This window comes from Longispora sp. NPDC051575 (genome assembly GCF_040681875.1).
In the GTDB taxonomy this organism is placed as follows: Bacteria; Actinomycetota; Actinomycetes; order Mycobacteriales; family Micromonosporaceae; genus Longispora.
The window spans coordinates 480,515-497,284 of the sequence record NZ_JBFAZP010000008.1; the positions used below are offsets into that span (position 1 = coordinate 480,515).

The following is a 16,770-nucleotide window of genomic DNA, read 5'->3' on the forward strand; positions in this document are numbered from 1 at the left end:
ATCGTTTGTCGCGTTCGACCGGTCGGGTCGGGGTGACGGAGGTGGGGGCGCGTGGCGGCGAAGGACGGCGTGGGGAAGTACGGCGAACGGGTCGCGGCCCGTTACCTGCTCGACGCGGGCATGGTCCTGCTGGAACGGAACTGGCGCTGTCCCGAGGGCGAGGTCGACATCATCGCCCGCGACGCCGACACGCTCGTCTTCTGCGAGGTCAAGACCCGCAGCGGCGACTCGCACGGCACGCCCGCCGACGCGGTGACCCCGACGAAGGTGGCCCGGCTCCGCCGGCTGGCGAAACGCTGGCTCGCCGTGACCCAACTGTCCACAGTCGAGGTCCGGTTCGACGTCGTGTGCGTCCGGCCCCGGCGCAGCGGCCCCGCCACGGTCGAACACCTCCGGGGAGCCTTCTGATGGGGTACGCGAGGGTGCACGCCATCGGCCTGACCGGCGTGCGCGGCTACCTGGTCGAGGTGGAGGCCGACGTGCGCGCCGGCCTGCCGGGGCTGCTCCTGACCGGCCTGCCGGACACCGCCCTGAACCAGGCCCGGGACCGGGTGCGCGCCGCCATCGTCAACTGCGGCGAGGAGTGGCCGTCCCGGCACGCCGTCGTCAACCTGCTGCCCGCCTCGCAGCCGAAGTCGGGTTCGGGGTTCGACCTGGCCATCGCCGTCGCGCTGCTGTGCGCCCAGGGCGCGCTGCCGGCCGCCGTGGTCGCCGACACCGTGTTCCTCGGCGAGCTGGGGCTCGACGGCCAGGTCCGGCCCGTCCGTGGCACCCTGCCGGCCGTGCTGGCCGCCGCCCGGGCGGGGATGCGCCGGGTCGTCGTGCCCCTCGGCAACGCCTGCGAGGCGGCCCTGGTGCCGGGGATCCTGGTGAAGGCCGTGGACGATCTCGGCCGGCTGATCGCGTTCGCCCGCGGGGCCGGCCAGCTGCTGGACCCGCCCGAGGAGACCCGGGCGACCCCGGCGCGCGGGCCCGACCTGGCCGATATCGCCGGCCAGGAGGACGGTCGCCGCGGGCTGGAGGTCGCCGCCGCCGGTGTTGGCAAGCACGGATATCAGTCCTTGAGGAATGGGTCGGTCCGGGTGTCTTGGCGGCGGGCGACTTCGGAGGCGTATTCGGTCCAGTGGCCGCCGGTCTGTTGCCATCGGGTCGCGGTGGAGACGCTGAGCCGGAGGAGGCGTGCGATCACGGCGGCCGGGAGCTGGGCTGAGAGGTCGCGTAGGGCGCTGTTGCGGGTGGGCCGGGAGTAGATGCCCAGGCGTTTGAGGCGGGTGCCGATATGGACCGGGCTGAGGTGTCGGTCGGGGTGGGCGCCGGGGAACAGCCAGGGGGAAGGCTTGTTCCGGCCGATCAGTGCCCAACTGCGGCGGTTGGTGGCCAGGGCCGCGGCGAGGTGGGAGAAGGGGGCGGGCAGTTCGAGTGGGGCGTCGCCGAGGTGGAGGTGAACTTGATCGCCGTCTTGGTGGACCTGGTCGACGCGGAGGCGGGCCAGGGCCGTGATTGGCTGGGCGTAGAGCAGAACGAGGAGTCCGGCGACGCGGTCTTCGAGTCGGATGGTGTCGTCGTGGAGGAGTTGGCGGACCAGCGCCCAGCGGGCGTCGTCATCGATCGGGTCGGTGGGGTTGAGCCGGGCAGGGGTTGGGACCTCGATGCGGGTGGCGTGCTTGTTCGCGACGGCCCAGCGGACGAACGTCCGCGAGTGCAGCCGGGTGCTGGCGCCTTCGTCTATCCAGATGTCGAGGTCGTATTGGGTGCAGGTGGCCAGGGTCCGGTTGTGTTCGCGGAGCCAGGCCAGCAGGCGCAGGGCCTCGCGGATGTTGGCGCGAACGGCGGTGACCTGTTCTTGGCTGGCCGGCCGGCCAGCGAGCCGTCGGCGGAGTCGGCCGAGCTGGTTCCAGGTGGCGAACGCCTGGACCAGCTTGCGGTCGTCGGGGTCCAGGTCCGAGGTGGCGGTTGCCAGCCAGCGTTCGATGCCGATGATGCGTTCGTCGCGGGGTTCCAGGACGCCGGCCCCGACCAGGATGGCGCGGAGGTGCTCGATCGACTGGTCCGGGGCGAGCTGGTCGAGGGTGTCGTGGCTGATCGGGGTGTCGGCGGTGCCGAGCCGCCGAAGGACATCGGCGGCGTGGGAGCGACGGGTCAGCCAGATCATGACCCCGGCCGGGCGGTTGGTGGTGACCAGCGCCTGGTGGACGGGTTCGAGACCGTCGCGGAGTTGCCCGTCGGGGCCGTTGAGCATGCTGCGGGCGAGCTTGTCGCAGGCGCAACGGTCGCATAGTCCCTGGTGGCGGAGGTGTTCGACGGAGCCGCAGGAGGCGCAGGTCTTGAAGTAGCTGGGCTCTTTCGCCCAGCAGGTCTGGCAGAGACGTCCTTCCGGGATGCGGGCCATGACCTGGACGGTCCTGTTGCAGCGAACGCAGAGGTCCGGGATCCGCGAACAGTTCTCGCAGCGGGGCAGGGCGGTGCTGGCCTGGAAGCAGGGGCGTTGTTTGCCGCAGATCGAGCAGAGGGCGATGGGTAGCCGGTAGCAGATCTTGCAGAGTGTGCCGTCGGAGGTGCGCCGGCCGACCGGTCGGATCTTCTCGCAGCGGATGCAGGTGATCAGGTTGTCGGGGTGGATGTTGAAGCAGGTGGCGCAAAGGGCTCCGCCGTCGTCCGTGCGGCCGTGCGGGGCCCGGTCGCGTCCGCAGCCTGAACACGGCTCGGTCGGGGCTGTCCTGCGGTAGCAGGGCTTGCAAACGCGAAGTCCGTTGCGGGTGTGAGTCAGCGGCAGGGTCTTCGAGCATTGCGGGCAGGGCGGGGCGATGACGCCGGGTGCCCCGGCGGCGATTAGGTTGACGACGAGCCGGGCCAGTGGTGCGGAGCCTTGCTGGCCTTGACCTGTGAGCAGGTCCGGGCGGTCTTCGATCTCCCAGGACAGCGTCAGCAGGTCGTAGGGGAACTTGGTCACCGACCGGATCGCCCCGCGCAACGCGACCGGGTCGACTCCGGCCGCCAGCGGGGCGACCAGTTCGGCGATCACTTCGACCGGGTCGACGTCTTGGCCGGGGCGGCAGCGCCGACAGACCTTCCGGCCCTCTCGGTCGTGGTGGGCGAACCGGCGTCGGCCGCAAACCTCGCAGGGGTGCGCAACGCGCCGCTTGGCTCCCTTGCAGGGACGACAGATCCTCGTCTGCTCCCAGCCCTCGCTCAGTGGCGACGGCTTCTGGCAGGACGGGCAGGCTGGCAGGACGACGTGAGCGGCCCCGGCGGCGGCGAGGCTGTGGATGAAGTCGTCAACCGCGACGGGCCCGTCCGGCCGCCCGCAGGTCAGCAGTCCGGGGTCGGTGATCACGGCTTGGGCGGCCCGGCGTCGTTTGGCCCGTGTGCTGCAACCGGCCTTCAACGCCGAGACGATCGTCTCGCGGCTCAACCCCGGCTCCAGCGCAGCGGCGATCTCCACCAGGGAGTCTTCCAAGGCGGTGGGCATGGGGGTCGCCGCCGTCAGTGGCAGCGGCATCGACTACTCCGCAGGGGTGATTCTGGCCCGCTTGGGCCGGAAGTCCCCGACGCCCTTCGCGGAACCGGCCGCGGCGGCCTTGCGGAGGCGGACCGTCGTCGCGACCGGCTCGATGAGCTGTTCCATCGTGCAGCCGAGGATGTCCAACAACGCCATGAGCAGCTTCAGGCTCAGCCGTTCGGGAGTCTCGGTGACCAGCCGATAGACCTGGCTGGTTGACAGCTCTATGCCCCGCTCGGCCAGGAGTGGCCGAAGCTGTGCGGTGGAGAACATGTCCTGGCTGGCCATGAGCTTCCGAAGGTGCCACTGGTAGTCGAGCTTCGCCGTCATCGTCAGTTCTCCTGTTCCCAGCCCCGATTGAGCGCCTTGCGCATCATCGTGTTCATGAAGTCGCCGCTGACGGAGGTGTAAACGGCCGTCGTGGCTTGATACTCGTGCCCGACCTGGTGCTGAACGAACTGAGGATCAGTCCCGTCCTCGACCTGGTGCGTGACGTAGGAGTGGCGCAGGCAGTGCGGAACGAGCTCCTTCGGCAGCCCCAAGGCGTCGCGATAGTCCTCGAACCTGCTGTTGATCTCTCGGGGCTTCAACCGCCCTCCCCGCTCGGTCAACCACAACGCCGGGTGGTCGGTGAATCCGAACCTGGGTCGGATGTTGGCGATGTAGTCCTCCACGACCTCGACGCACCAGGGCATGACGGTCAGGACCTCCCGTCGCTTCGGTGCCGACCCGGCCGACCGTTTCCCGTAGCGAACGTGCAGCATCCCGAACGAGCCCAGCTCGGGCGCCTGGGCGTTGCGGTGGAAGTCCACTACGTCCAGCCGTGACGTCTCCGTCCGTCGCAGCCCCCAGGCATACATCACCTTGAACAAGGTCGCGTCCCGGTAGGCGGCCAACGCCCCCTTGCGTCGGCTGCGAACCGCCAGCTCGACCCGGTCGTCGCAGTAGTCGAAGAACTGCTGCAACTCCTGCCGGGTGAACGGCCGCCGACCCGGGTCGCCCTCGTAGTCGAGCAGGTGAGAGACCGTGTTCCATTCGTGGCAGATCTGGATCGGATGCGTGCCGAACCGGGTCTCGCACTCCTCGACCCAGTGATAGTTCGCATCGATCAGGTAGTCGCAGAATCCCCGGATCGCGCCCTGGTACTGCCGAATCGTGGAGTCGCTGTAGCCGTTCTCGCTGAGCAGCTCCGTCATCCAGGCGTCCATATCGGCGGCCCGCCAGTGCCAGGGGAAGCTCTCGGTGAAGACGTGGAACCGCTGGACCACCGACGCCCGAGACTGAATCGTCCTCGGCTGGAGCCGTCGTCCGCCACGCTGCTGCCGCGCCCACCCGCTCAACATGGCCTCGAAAACCATGTCCTCCTCGTGCAGCAGGCGAACACCCGAGACCAGCTCCAAACGAGCAGATCCCTCCGGCTCATGAGCCCCTTTGACCACCTCGAAGCCTCTCGCATCGGATGACCGAATCATGCATCCGATGCGAAGCGATCGCAAACCCCCAGGTCGCAGCCTTCCTCCACGCCTCGCCGAGCGTCTACCATCGACCCAGCACCTGCCCCAAACACCTCCAGACCTTGCATCAGATGCAATTCCGCCCGGACCGGACACCACCTGGCGCTGTTCGGCCCGCCGGGCGCGGGCAAGACGATGCTCGCCGAGCGCCTGCCCGGCCTGCTGCCGCCGCTCGACGACCAGGCGGCCCTGGAGGTGACCGCCGTGCACTCGGTGGCGGGCGTCCTGCCGCCGGACGGTTCGCTGATCCGCCGGGCGCCGTTCCAGGCCCCGCACCACACCACGAGCGCGGCGGCCCTGGTCGGCGGCGGGAGCGGCCTGGCCCGGCCCGGGGTGCTGAGCCTCGCCCACAGGGGCATCCTGTTCCTGGACGAGGCCCCGCTGCTCAGCGGCACGGTCCTGGACACCCTGCGCCAGCCCCTGGAGTCCGGCTGGGTCCGCCTGGCCCGGACCCGGGGCACCACGGAGTACCCGGCCCGGGTGCAACTCGTCATCGCCGCGAACCCGTGCGCGTGCGCGACCGGGGCGCTGGTCTGCCTGTGCAGTTCCCTGGCCCGCCGGCGGTACCTGGCCCGGATCTCCGGCCCGCTGCTCGACCGGATCGACGTCCAGCTCAGCCTCCGTCCCGTCACGCCGGCCCAGCTGATGGTGGACGCGGCGGCGGAGAGTTCCGCGACCGTGGCGGCCAGGGTCCGGGCCGCGCGGGCCGCCGCGAAGGAGCGCTGGGCCGGCCGGGGCTGGACCGCGAACAGCCAGGTGCCCGGCCCGGAGCTGCGGAGCGCCCCGTGGCGGCTGCCCGTCTCCGTCGGCCAGGACCTCACCCGGTACCTGGAACTGGGGCTGCTCTCCGCGCGCGGGTACGACCGGGTGCTGCGGCTCGCCTGGACCCTGGGTGACCTGGGCGGCCGGGTCCGGCCCGACAAGGGCGATGTCCGTGAGGCAATCCACCTACGACTGAGGAGCACATCATGACCGTCACCCTGGCCCGGATCGTCCTGGCGAGCCTGGTCGAACCCGGCAACGCCGTCCTCGCCCGCCTCGTGCGGACCTCGGGGCCGGTCGAGGCCCTGCGCCAACTGCTCGACGGGCCCGACGCCCCGGACGACGTCGCGAGCCTGTCCCTGGCCGCGCGGGCCCGGCTCGGCGACCGGGATCCGTGGCGGCTCGCGGAGGAGGCCCGCGAGGCCGCCGAACGGTTGGGCGCGCGCCTGGTCACCCCCGAGGACGCCGACTGGCCGACCCGCGCCGAGGACCTGGCCCGGATGAGTCGCGGCGCGGCCACCGGCCTCGATGTCGACAGCCAGCCGCCGGTGTGCCTGTGGGTGCGCGGCGCGGGGTCCGTCGCGGAGACCGTGGACCGTTCCGTGGCGGTGGTCGGCGCGCGGGCCGCCTCGCAGTACGGGCTGTACATGGCCACCGAGCTCGGCTTCGGCCTGGCGGAGCGGGGCTGGACGGTCCTGTCCGGCGGCGCGTACGGGATCGACGCGGCCGCGCACCGGGGCGCACTCGGCGCCGGTGGCCGCACGGTGGCCGTCCTGGCCTGCGGCATCGACACGGTGTACCCGGTGGCCCACGCCGGCCTCTTCGAACAGATCGCGGCCGAGGGCCTGCTGCTCTCCGAGTGGCCGCCCGGCGCGACCCCGCACCGGACCCGGTTCCTGGTCCGCAACCGGCTGATCGCGGCCCTGTCCCGGGGCACGGTCGTGGTCGAGGCGGCGGCGCGCAGCGGGGCCCGGAGCACGGCCCGCCGCGCCTTCCAGCTCAACCGGGTGCTGATGGCGTGCCCCGGGCCGGCGACGTCGGCGACCAGCGAGGGCAGCAACGCGGAGATCCGCGACCACCACGCCCGGCTGGTGACGACGCCCGACCAGATCCTGGAGGAGGTCGGCCGGATCGGGGAGTACGCCGCGCCGCCGGTCCGGGGCCGCGCCACCGAGCGCGACGGGCTGGACGCGCTGACGGCGCGGGTGCTCGACGCGGTACCCCGTGGGCGCGCGATCTCCGCCGCCGAGATCGCGGTGGTGGCGGGGGTGTCGCCGACGGACGCGCGGCGCAACCTGCCGGCGCTGGTGGCGCGGGAGCTGGTCGTGGAGGACGAGCAGGGGCGGTTCCAGACGCGGCGGCGACCGGTGGCGCGTCCGGCGGCGTAGGTTCCGCGCGGGAGCCCTGGACCGGTGGTCCGGGGGCACGGAAGCGGTGGACAGTGCCCGGCTCGGACGGCGCGAGCCGCAGGCCGGTGCGTAGCGGCCGGGCGGCTCCAGGGCTCGGGGGACCGTGCGCTTGACGGGTACCGGGTGTCACGGCGGGCCTGGTCACGAGCGAGCCTTCGTCCCCGGGCGGCGTCGGGTGTGCGGCGGGAACGTCCGGCATGGAGGAGCGGGCGCTAGGGTCGGGGGGTGAGCACCGCCCACGAGAGCCATGCCGCGCTGCCCGAGGCCATGCGGGACGCCGTGGACGACTTCGCCCGGCACCTGGCCAGCGAGCGGGGCCGGTCGGTGCACACCGTGCGGGCGTACACGGCGGACACGGTCTCCCTCCTGGCACACGCCGCGGCCGCCGGGCAGGACGCCGTCGCCGGGCTGGACATCCGGGTCCTGCGGGGCTGGCTGGCGGGGGTCCGCGAGGGCGGCGCCGCCCGGGCCAGCCTGGCGCGCCGGGCGGCCGTCGCCCGGGTGTTCTGCGCGTGGGCGCACCGCACCGGCCTCCTCGACGTGGACCCGGGCCAGCTCCTGGCCAGCCCGAAGGCCCACCGCGACCTGCCCGCCGTGCTGCGCGCCGAGCAGGCCACCGCGCTCGTCGAGGGCGCCGACGACACGACCCCGGCGGGCCTGCGCGACCGCCTCGTCCTCGAACTCCTCTACGCCACCGGCATCCGGGTCAGCGAACTGTGCGGCCTCGACCTGGACGACATCGACCGCGAACGCCGGGTCCTGCGGGTCCTCGGCAAGGGCGCGAAGGAACGCGCCGTGCCGTACGGGGTCCCCGCCGAGCTGGCCCTCAACGCGTACCTGGGCCGGAGCCGCGCGGCCCTGTACCGCACGGAGAAGCCCGAGAACAGGGCCCTGCTCCTCGGTGACCGGGGCGGACGGCTCGGCGTGTCCAGCGCCCGCAGGATCGTCGAGCGGGCGGCGGGCGACGCGGAACTGCCGCACCTGTCGCCGCACGGCCTCCGGCACGCCGCCGCCACCCACCTGCTCGACGGCGGGGCGGACCTGCGTTCCGTCCAGGAGCTCCTCGGACACGCCTCGCTCGCGACGACCCAGATCTACACGCACGTGTCGGTGGACCGGCTCCGACAGGCCTACAACCAGGCCCACCCCCGGGCCTGACGGACCGGCTACGGCCAGGTCGGACGACCTGCGTGCTCGCTGGGCCCGACGGGCTGGCTGAGCCAGGTTGGGAGGACCCGCGTGCTTCCGGGCGGGCCAGCCACGCCCAGGTCGGACGACCTGCGTGCTCCCGGGCCTGGCAGGCCAGCTACGCCCAGGTCGGAAGACCCACGTGCTCCCGGGCCTGGCAGGCCGGCTGCGGCCAGGTCGCGCGGACCCGTGTGTCCGGGCCCGACGGGCCAGCCGTGCTCGCCCAGCCCGCCCCATCCACCAGGCGAACCCGCTCGGCCCCACCGGCGGCCCGACCCCACGCCGAGTCGAGCCCACCCGGGGCTGACGTGTCCCGCACCGACCCCGCGTCCCCGCGCCCCCGGATGAGACTTTCCCCCGTACCCCTGTCCCGGACCCCCGCCAGGCCCTAGCCTCGGGGTCCATGGCGAACCCTCCCACTCCACTGCCCGGTGCCCGGGACCTGTTCACCCTCGACCGGACGACGCTGCAGCTCAACCACGGTTCCTTCGGCGCCGTCCCGAGGCCCGTCCAACGCGCCCAGCAGGCGGTCCGCGACGAGGTCGAGTCCAACCCGATGCGGTTCTTCAGCCGGGTCGCCATCGACCGGGTCGAGGCGGCGCGGCGGACGATCGCGGAGTTCCTCGGCGCGGACCCGGACGGGACCGCCCTGGTCGCCAACGCCACGACGGCCGCGCAGATCGTGTCCGACTCGGTGGCGCTCGCGCCGGGCGACGAGGTGCTGGTCACCGACCACGGGTACGGCGCGGTCACCATGGGGCTGGAGCGCGCGTGCGCCCGGGTGGGGGCGAGCGTGGTGACCGTACCCGTCGGGTTCGCCGCCACCGATGACGAGATCGTCGAGGCCCTGGTCGCGGCGGTCGGACCCCGGACCCGGCTGGCGTACGTCGACCAGATCACCTCCCCGACCGCGCTGCTGTTCCCGGTGGCCCGGATCGTGGCCGCCCTCCGCGCGCTCGGGGTCGCGACGCTGGTCGACGGGGCGCACGTACCCGGCGCGCTGGCCGTGGACGTCACCGCCCTGGGCGCGGACTTCTGGCTCGGCAACCTGCACAAATGGGCGTACGCGCCGCGCGGCACCGCCGTCCTCACCGTCGCCGAGCGGTGGCGGCCGAGCATCCAACCGACGATCGTGTCCTGGGAGGCGCACCGGGGTTTCCCGGGCGCGATCGAGTGGCAGGGCACCCTCGACTACTCGGCCTGGCTGGCCGCCCCGGTCGGCATCGAGGTGCTCCGCGACCTGGGCTGGGCCGAGGTCCGGGCGCACAACACGGCCCTGGTGGAGTACGGCCAGCGGATCGTCGCCGCCGCCCTCGACGCCCCGACCCCGGGCTCGTCGGGCGTGCCGATGCGCCCCATCCCGCTCCGGCCGGGGCTGGTGGACAGCCAGGACGCGGCCTTGGCGCTCCGGGCCCGCATCGTCGAGGAGATCCGCGCCGAGGTGGCGCTCAGCTTCTGGCAGGGCATGGGGATCCTCCGGCTGTCGGCGCAGGTGTACAACACGGCCGAGGAGTACGAACGCCTCGCCGAGCGGCTTCCCGCCCTGACGAAACGCTGAGCCACGGGCGAAACGCTGCGCCACGGGCGAGACGCTGAGCCACGGGTTGCGGCGGTCTCGGCGCCGTCGTTCGGGTGGGGCGCCCGTCGGGTGCTGCCCGGCTCTCCGACCAGGAGTGGCGTGACCTGCACCTGGTTATCCACAGGCGGGTCGGTTATCCACAGGGGAGCCGGGTGCGGGGGCGGGCGGGGCGACCCTGGGGCCATGCCGCTCCTCAGCGCCCTTCTCGCCCTCCTACTCGCCGTCCCGACCCCGGCCGCCCCCACGCGCGAACCAGCCACCACGCAGTCACCGCCGAACATCCCCGCCCCGGACGCCGCTCCCACAGCCGCCAGTCCACAGCCCGAAGACCCACCCCCATTCCCCGGGTACGGCCTGCCGCGCACGCCGACGCCACGCCTCGCCCAGCCCGAAGACCGACCCCCATTTCCGGGATACGACCGGCTGCGCACGCCGACACCGCGCCCCGCCCAGCTCGAAGACCGACCCCCATTTCCTGGGTACGGCCGGCTGCGCACGCCGATACCGCGCCTCGCCCAGCCCGAAGACCCGACCCCATTTCCGGGGTACTGCCCACCCCCGACTCCCCGCCGCGCACAGTTCGACACCCCGACCCCCGCCTCCGGATACCGCTGGCCTCTCACCCCCCGCCCCGCGGTCCTCCGCGGATTCGAGCCCCCGCCCGCCCCCTGGCTCCCCGGCCACCGGGGCGTCGACCTCGCCGGCACCCCCGACCAGCCCGTCCTGTCCGCCGGCCCGGGCACCGTGCACTACTCCGGGGTCATCGCCGGGGTCGGCGTCGTGAGCGTCGCGCACCCGAACGGCCTGCTCACCACGTACCAACCTGTGAAGTCGTCCGTCAGGGCCGGGACCATGGTCGGAGCCGGCACGGCACTCGGCACGCTCGACCCGGGTCATCCCGGCTGCGGCGCCCCGGCCTGCCTGCACTGGGGCCTGCGCCGGGGCCGGGTCTACCTCGACCCGCTCACCCTCGTCGGACACGGTCGGGTCCGGCTGCTGCCCACCGCCGGGAGGCTAGGCTTCCAGGCGTTGACGTCGACGAAGGAGAGGGAACCGTGGAGCGTACCCACGCGGCGCCGCGCACAGCGGTCGTCTGGGCCGTGTTGCGGGCCGAGCTGGAGCGGCGGGCCGGCGAGAAGCTGACCATCGTCGATGTCGGGGGCGGCACGGGCGGGTTCGCCGTGCCCCTCGCGGAGGCCGGCCACACGGTGACCGTCGTGGACGCCAGCCCCGACGCCCTGGCCGCCCTGGCCCGGCGCGCGGCCGAGACCGGCGTCGCCGAGCGGGTCACCGCCGTGCAGGGCGACGCGGACCGGCTCGGCGAGCTCGTGCCCACCGGCGGCGCGGACCTGGTGCTCTGCCACAGTGTGCTGGAGTTCGTGGACGACCCGGTCGCCGTGGCCCGGGACCTCGCGGGGGCGCTGCGCCCCGGCGGCGCGGCCAGCATCGTGGTGGCCAACCGGGTCGCGGCCGCCCTGGCCCGCGCGATCGCGGGCCAGCTGCCGGCGGCCCTGGCGACCTTCCAGGACCCCGACGGGCGCGGCGGCCCCCGGGACACCCTCCTGCGGCGGTACGACGCGGACTCCGCCTCCGCCCTCCTCGCCCGGGCGGGCCTCTCCGTCGAGCAGGTGCACGGGGTCCGGGTCGCCGCCGACCTCGTCCCGGGCGCGCTGCTGGACACCGAGCCGGGCGCGTACGAGGCACTGCTCCGGTTCGAGCTGGCCACAGCCGCCGTCCCGCCGTACCGGGACATCGCCACCCAGATCCACCTGCTGGCCCGCAGGTCATGACCCCCGGGCCGGCCCAGCGACCCAGCCACCGGCCGCCCACCCGGCCCACCCCGGGCCCCGCCGACACCACAGAGCCGGACCGGACCCGGCCCATCCGGGCCCACCCCGGCACCAGAGAGCCGGACCGGACCTGGCCCACCCGAGCCCACCCCGGCACCAGAGAGCCAGACCTGACCCGGCCCACCCGGGCCGACCCCACCCGACCCATCCAGGCCCACCCCACCCGGCCCCACCCCAGCCCCACCGACCCCAACCAACCAGACCTGACCCGGACCACCGACCCCAGGGAGCGGGCATGACAGGTTCGATCTCCGACATCCTGCCCGGCGTCCTCGCCGCGATCACCGGCGAAGGCCCGGACCGCCTCGACCTGACCGCCCGACTCGCCGGCGCGCGCCGGGTCGTGGTGCTGCTGTTCGACGGCCTGGGCTCCCGCGTGCTGCCGTCCGCCGCCCCGGTCGCCCCCGTCCTGGAGGACATCCGGGCGGGCCGGCTCGGCGGCATGACCGAGATCGCCTGCAACTTCCCGTCGACGACCCCCGCGAGCCTGGTCAGTCTCGGCACGGGCGCCTTGCCCGGCGCGCACGGCGTCCTCGGCTTCCGGGTCAACGTCCCGGGCACCGACGAGGTGCTCGACCACACCCAGTGGCGGGACGAACCCGACCCGGGCGTCTGGCAGCCGGTGCGTACCCGGTTCGAGTCGGCGGGGGTGTCCACGGCGGTCCTCGGCCCGGCGGCGTACGAGGGCAGCGGCCTGACCGTCGCCGCGTACCGGGGCGCCCCCTACGTCCCGGCCGGCACCGGCACGCTCGTCGACCGGGTGCTGGCCAGCGACGCCCGCCTGGTCTACGGGTACCACCCCCGGGTCGACACCGCCGGCCACCTCTTCGGGGTCGGCTCGCCCGAGTGGCTGGCCGAGGTCGCGACGGTCGACGCCATGCTGGGCCGGCTGGTCGACGAGCTGCCGGCGGACACCGCGCTCGTGGTGACCGCCGACCACGGCATGGTCAACGTGACCGAGGAGGACCGGATCGACTTCGACGCCGTTCCCGAGCTGCGGTCCGGGGTGCGGGTACTGGCCGGCGAGCCCCGGGTGCGCTACGTGCACACCCTGCCCGGCGCGGAGTCCGACGTCCTCGCAGCGTGGCGCGCCGTCCTCGGCGACACCGCCTCGGTGGTGAGCAGGTCCGAGGCGATCGACTCCGGCTGGTTCGGTCCGGTGCCCGCCGCGCACCGCGCCCGGATCGGGGATCTCGTGGTGACCTGTCTCGGCTGCCGGGTCGTGATCGCCTCGGATCTCGAAGCGGGCGCGTCCGACCTGGTCGGGTACCACGGCTCGGTCACGCCGGAAGAGGTCGGCATTCCGCTGATTGTCGTACCGCCCCGGTAGGTTCACGGCTGTGGGCCGTCATCAACCGCTCCCCGAGGAGCGCGACGTCCGGTTCGGTCCGGGCGCCGACGATGCCGGCTGCCCGATCCTGCACGTCGACATGGACGCCTTCTACGCCTCGGTCGAGCTCCGCCGCCGCCCCGAGCTGCGCGGCCAACCCGTCATCGTCGGCGGGCTCGGCCCCCGGGGCGTGGTGAGCGCCGCCAGCTACGAGGCCCGCAGGTTCGGCGTCCGCAGCGCCATGCCGATGGCCCGCGCCCGCCGCGCCTGCCCGCACGCGGTGTACCTGCCGCCGGACTTCACCGCGTACAGCGAGGCCTCCCGGACCGTGATGGCCCTGTTCCGCGACGTGACCCCGCTCGTGGAGCCGCTGTCCGTCGACGAGGCGTTCCTGGACGTCTCCGGCGCGGTCCGGCTGTTCGGCCCGCCGGCCGGCATCGCCCAGCGCCTGCGGACCAGGGTCTCGGCGGAGATGGGCCTGACGTGCTCGGTCGGGGTCGCCCCGAACAAGTTCCTGGCCAAGCTGGCCTCCACCCGGGCCAAGCCCGACGGGATGCTCGTGGTCCCGCGGGCACTGATCCTGGACTTCCTGCACCCGTTGCCGGTCGGCGCGCTGTGGGGTGTGGGGGAGCGCACGGCCGAGGTGCTCCGCAGGCTGGGCCTGACCGTGGTCCGCGACATCGCGCACGCCCCGACCGCGACCCTCCGCCGCGCCCTGGGCGAGGCGGTCGGCCGCCACGTGTACGAACTGTCGTGGGGCCGCGACCCCCGCCGGGTGGTCACGGACTCGGTGGAGAAGTCGATCGGGGCCGAGACGACGTTCGACCTGGACGTCACGGAGCCCGACCTGCTGCGCCGGGCGCTGCTGGCCCTGGCGGACAAGGCGAGCCGGCGGCTGCGGGCGGCGGCGATGGTGGGCCGGACGGTGGCGCTGAAGGTCCGCTTCGACGACTTCAGTACCGTGTCGCGCTCCCGGACCCTGGCGGTGCCCACGGACGTGACCAGGGAGGTCTTCGAGACGTCCTGGTCGCTCTATCAGATCTTGCGGGAGTCTGTGGGTTCCCGCCCGGTTCGTCTGATCGGGGTGCGGGTGGAGGGCCTCGTCGGTGCCGACGGACAGCCCCGCCAGATGACCCTGGGGGAGCCCGACCGGGGCTGGCGAGAGGCTGACCAGGCCTCGGACGCCGTGACCGCCCGGTTCGGGTCGGCGGCGCTGCGGCCGGCCAGCCTGTTGCGCCCCCGGGGCGGTGGGATGGCCGGGCGGAAACCGGGTAATGAACGTGACCTGAGATCGACTGCCCAGGAAGGCCCTGAAGGTGGCAGGATAGAGGAGTGACAGCGGGTGGAGGTCCACTACACCCCGAGTTGGAAAGTGCGGAATCCGGTCAGGTTTGATAACTGGCCAACATCCGGCTTTCCGAGTCGGTGACCCCCTCGTAGACTGGCCTATAGGCAGCCGAACGGCTGCGCGGTCCGCCGACCCGCCCGGGTCGGCTCGATGACCGGGGAGGAGTGCCGTGCCGCTCTCCGAGCACGAGCAGCGACTGTTCGAGGAGATCGAGCGGTCGCTCGCCGATGACCCCAAATTCGCCTCGGCGGTGCGGGCCAGTGACCCGGGCTACCGCAGCCGGCGTCGCCTGGTCGCCGCCGGCGGCCTCTTGGTCATCGGCCTCGCACTGCTGATGTATGGCGTGGTCAGTAAGGTCCCGTTGCTGGGTGTCGCCGGTTTTGTGGTGATGCTCGGGTCCGCGGCCTACGGACTGCAGTCGCAACGCCGGGCGCACCGCCCTGAGTTGCGCGCCGTGGGTGGTCAGGCCACGCGCCGGACCCGCACCCGAAAGTCCTCCTTCGTCGACCGTCTCGAGGAACGCTGGCGTCGCCGCATGGACGACCGCTGACCTGTCGTGCACGGGGCCCGGCCGGGTAGTCCCGGCCGGGCCCCGACGCGTCCCCACAATCTCCGGGCCGAAGCCGCGCACGCGCCGTCGGTCGGCCCACCCACCCCGGAGATCCCGGTCAAACGCAGCAGACGGTTACGCCGCGTCCCTCACCCGACACGCATCGGCACGAGCCCAGCATGGCCGCACGCACGAAACGGGCTCATCACATGGTCAGGTCAGGGCGGTCAACGGCGCACCCGATAGCGCACGTGGAGCACCCGGTTGCCCTGAACGACGACGTCGGGGCCTTCCAACAGGTGCTGTGCGTCGACGGAGCCGAAGTATCGCTTGCCGGACCCGAGCACGACGGGTGCGACGTCCATGCGTACCTCGTCGACCCAGCCTGCCGCGAGCGCCTGGCCGCCGACGTCGCCAGCGGCGAACTCGACGGTGCGGTCACCAGCGAGCTCCCGCGCCTTGGCCACGGCCGCCTCGATGCCGTCGACGAAGTGGAACGGCGCCCGGAGGTCCCAGCCCTCGGGCGCACCACGGTGACTCACCACGACCACATGGTCGATCCCACTCGGGGGCGTCCCGTCCCAGCCGTCGGTGATGTCGAAGGCGTGCCGGCCGGCAATGGTCACCGCGATCTCGTCCCAGTACGGCCGGACGTAGTCGAACGAGGCCTGCGACACCTTCAGAACGCCACTGTCGTCCAACGGCACGTCACCGCTGACCAGCCACTCGAAGATCGGACCGGGATCGTCGTTGTCGGCCGCGATGAAACCATCCACCGACACCGACGCGTTCATGACCACTTTCCCCATGATTCCCCCTCTGTCTGGAGTCCCCAGTCTTGTGCGGCGTGCGCTGTCGCTCTTGTACGAAATCAATCGGCCGGAAGCGGCCAGCCGTCCAGGACGTGGTCGGGATGATCGCGCAGGAACCGTCGCCGGACCTCGGCGTACCGGGTCGGCGTGAGCCCGGTGAACTCCCGGAACTCGCGCACGAAGTGGGCCTGGTCGAAGTAGCCCGCGCCAGCGGCGACGGCTCCCCAGTCGATCGGTCCGGTGACGTCGAGCGCCAACACGGTGGAGCTGAAGCGGTAGCTGCGAGCCAGCCGTTTCGGCGTGACACCGACTACGGCCTTGAACCGCTTCGCCAAGTACGTGCTGCTGGCGCGGGCCGCCACTCCGATGTCGCTGATCGGCACTGTCCCGCCTGTCGCCGCGATGGCGCTGCTCATGTGGCGGACCAGGTCGAGACCGTCGATCGCCCGCAGCCGTCGCACCAGTTCCTCCTCGAACAACACCAGCATGTCGTGCGGCGCGTCCGCCAAGGTCAGTCGGTGTCGCAACGCGGCGGCAGCGGGCCGGCCCCAGATCTGCCCCACCGTCGCGGGCCGGTCGCACAACTCGAACGCGGGCATCGGAAGGAACGGTGCCAGGCCCCACGGCCTGAAGTGCACGCCCACGGACCGGGTCGGGGTCGGGTAACTGAACTCCCACGCACGCGTGGGCGTGGCGACCACGCAACCGTCGGCGTACTCGACGGCGTCCACGTCGGTGCCCGCGCGAAGGAGAAACGGCGCCCCGAGGTTGACGATGAGCAATGGCGCGGGCGCGGCCGGCAGCAGCAACCGGGAGTACGGCGGGACGCCCTCCAGGTAGTAGAGGTCATCGATCAGCCCGTCCAGCGGCGGGCCGGGCACCCTGGACACATACTCCACGCCGCCATTATCGCCGTCCACCCATCCGGC

At 73.0% G+C, this 16,770-nt stretch carries 14 protein-coding genes and 1 pseudogene; 11 read left to right on the plus strand and 4 right to left on the minus strand.

Going from position 1 to position 16,770, the window contains the following annotated elements:
- The first annotated feature begins 51 nt into the window (after positions 1-51).
- Positions 52-408 carry a YraN family protein gene (locus AB0M43_RS26385; RefSeq protein WP_363728432.1) on the plus strand — a complete coding sequence of 119 codons (357 nt, stop codon included), beginning with the start codon at positions 52-54 and terminating at the stop codon, positions 406-408.
- A complete protein-coding gene (locus AB0M43_RS26390) occupies positions 408-1,250 on the plus strand; it encodes a magnesium chelatase domain-containing protein (protein WP_363728433.1) in 843 nt (280 codons plus the stop codon). The genes AB0M43_RS26385 and AB0M43_RS26390 overlap by 1 nt, the downstream gene beginning before the upstream one ends.
- 2,252 nt (positions 1,251-3,502) lie before the next feature.
- On the opposite strand, the gene AB0M43_RS26395 is transcribed toward AB0M43_RS26390, so the two are convergent.
- Entirely contained in the window at positions 3,503-3,829 is a 327-nt protein-coding gene (locus tag AB0M43_RS26395) for a helix-turn-helix transcriptional regulator (protein ID WP_363728434.1), read from the minus strand.
- 2 nt (positions 3,830-3,831) lie between these two features.
- On the minus strand, positions 3,832-4,899 hold the full coding sequence (locus AB0M43_RS26400) for a tyrosine-type recombinase/integrase (RefSeq protein ID WP_363728435.1): 1,068 nt from the start codon (positions 4,897-4,899) through the stop codon (positions 3,832-3,834).
- Between the two features lie 204 nt (positions 4,900-5,103).
- Between AB0M43_RS26400 and AB0M43_RS26405 the strand changes: the two are divergent.
- The 9 genes and pseudogenes from AB0M43_RS26405 to AB0M43_RS26445 all read left to right on the plus strand — a co-directional run.
- Positions 5,104-5,985, plus strand: a pseudogene (locus tag AB0M43_RS26405) (ATP-binding protein); the annotation flags it as partial.
- Positions 5,982-7,163 (plus strand): DNA-processing protein DprA, encoded by a 1,182-nt coding sequence (gene dprA / locus AB0M43_RS26410; RefSeq protein ID WP_363728436.1) that lies wholly within the window; start codon positions 5,982-5,984, stop codon positions 7,161-7,163. The pseudogene AB0M43_RS26405 and the gene dprA, both read left to right, overlap by 4 nt.
- A gap of 288 nt (positions 7,164-7,451) precedes the next feature.
- Positions 7,452-8,342, plus strand: coding sequence for a tyrosine recombinase XerC (locus AB0M43_RS26415; RefSeq protein ID WP_363728576.1), 891 nt, complete (start codon positions 7,452-7,454; stop codon positions 8,340-8,342).
- A 433-nt stretch (positions 8,343-8,775) separates the two neighbouring features.
- A complete protein-coding gene (locus tag AB0M43_RS26420; RefSeq protein ID WP_363728437.1) occupies positions 8,776-9,930 on the plus strand; it encodes an aminotransferase class V-fold PLP-dependent enzyme in 1,155 nt (384 codons plus the stop codon).
- Positions 9,931-10,134: 204 nt separating this feature from the next.
- Positions 10,135-11,094, plus strand: a complete 960-nt coding sequence (locus AB0M43_RS26425; protein ID WP_363728438.1) for a peptidoglycan DD-metalloendopeptidase family protein — start codon at positions 10,135-10,137, stop codon at positions 11,092-11,094.
- Positions 11,007-11,741: a methyltransferase domain-containing protein gene (locus AB0M43_RS26430; RefSeq protein WP_363728439.1), complete on the plus strand. Its 735-nt coding sequence runs from the start codon at positions 11,007-11,009 to the stop codon at positions 11,739-11,741. Before AB0M43_RS26425 ends, AB0M43_RS26430 begins: the two co-directional genes overlap by 88 nt.
- A gap of 295 nt (positions 11,742-12,036) precedes the next feature.
- A complete protein-coding gene (locus AB0M43_RS26435; protein WP_363728440.1) occupies positions 12,037-13,131 on the plus strand; it encodes a nucleotide pyrophosphatase/phosphodiesterase family protein in 1,095 nt (364 codons plus the stop codon).
- Positions 13,132-13,141: 10 nt separating this feature from the next.
- Positions 13,142-14,467: a DNA polymerase IV gene (locus AB0M43_RS26440; RefSeq protein ID WP_363728441.1), complete on the plus strand. Its 1,326-nt coding sequence runs from the start codon at positions 13,142-13,144 to the stop codon at positions 14,465-14,467.
- Between the two features lie 181 nt (positions 14,468-14,648).
- Complete coding sequence (locus AB0M43_RS26445) at positions 14,649-15,029, plus strand: DUF3040 domain-containing protein (RefSeq protein WP_363728442.1); 381 nt, start codon at positions 14,649-14,651, stop codon at positions 15,027-15,029.
- A gap of 227 nt (positions 15,030-15,256) precedes the next feature.
- Here the strand turns inward: AB0M43_RS26445 and AB0M43_RS26450 are convergent, their stop codons facing one another.
- Together AB0M43_RS26450 and AB0M43_RS26455 are read right to left on the minus strand one after the other, a co-directional pair.
- Positions 15,257-15,838: a dihydrofolate reductase family protein gene (locus tag AB0M43_RS26450; RefSeq protein WP_363728443.1), complete on the minus strand. Its 582-nt coding sequence runs from the start codon at positions 15,836-15,838 to the stop codon at positions 15,257-15,259.
- 62 nt (positions 15,839-15,900) lie between these two features.
- Positions 15,901-16,740, minus strand: a complete 840-nt coding sequence (locus AB0M43_RS26455) for a helix-turn-helix domain-containing protein (protein ID WP_363728444.1) — start codon at positions 16,738-16,740, stop codon at positions 15,901-15,903.
- Positions 16,741-16,770: the final 30 nt, after the last annotated feature.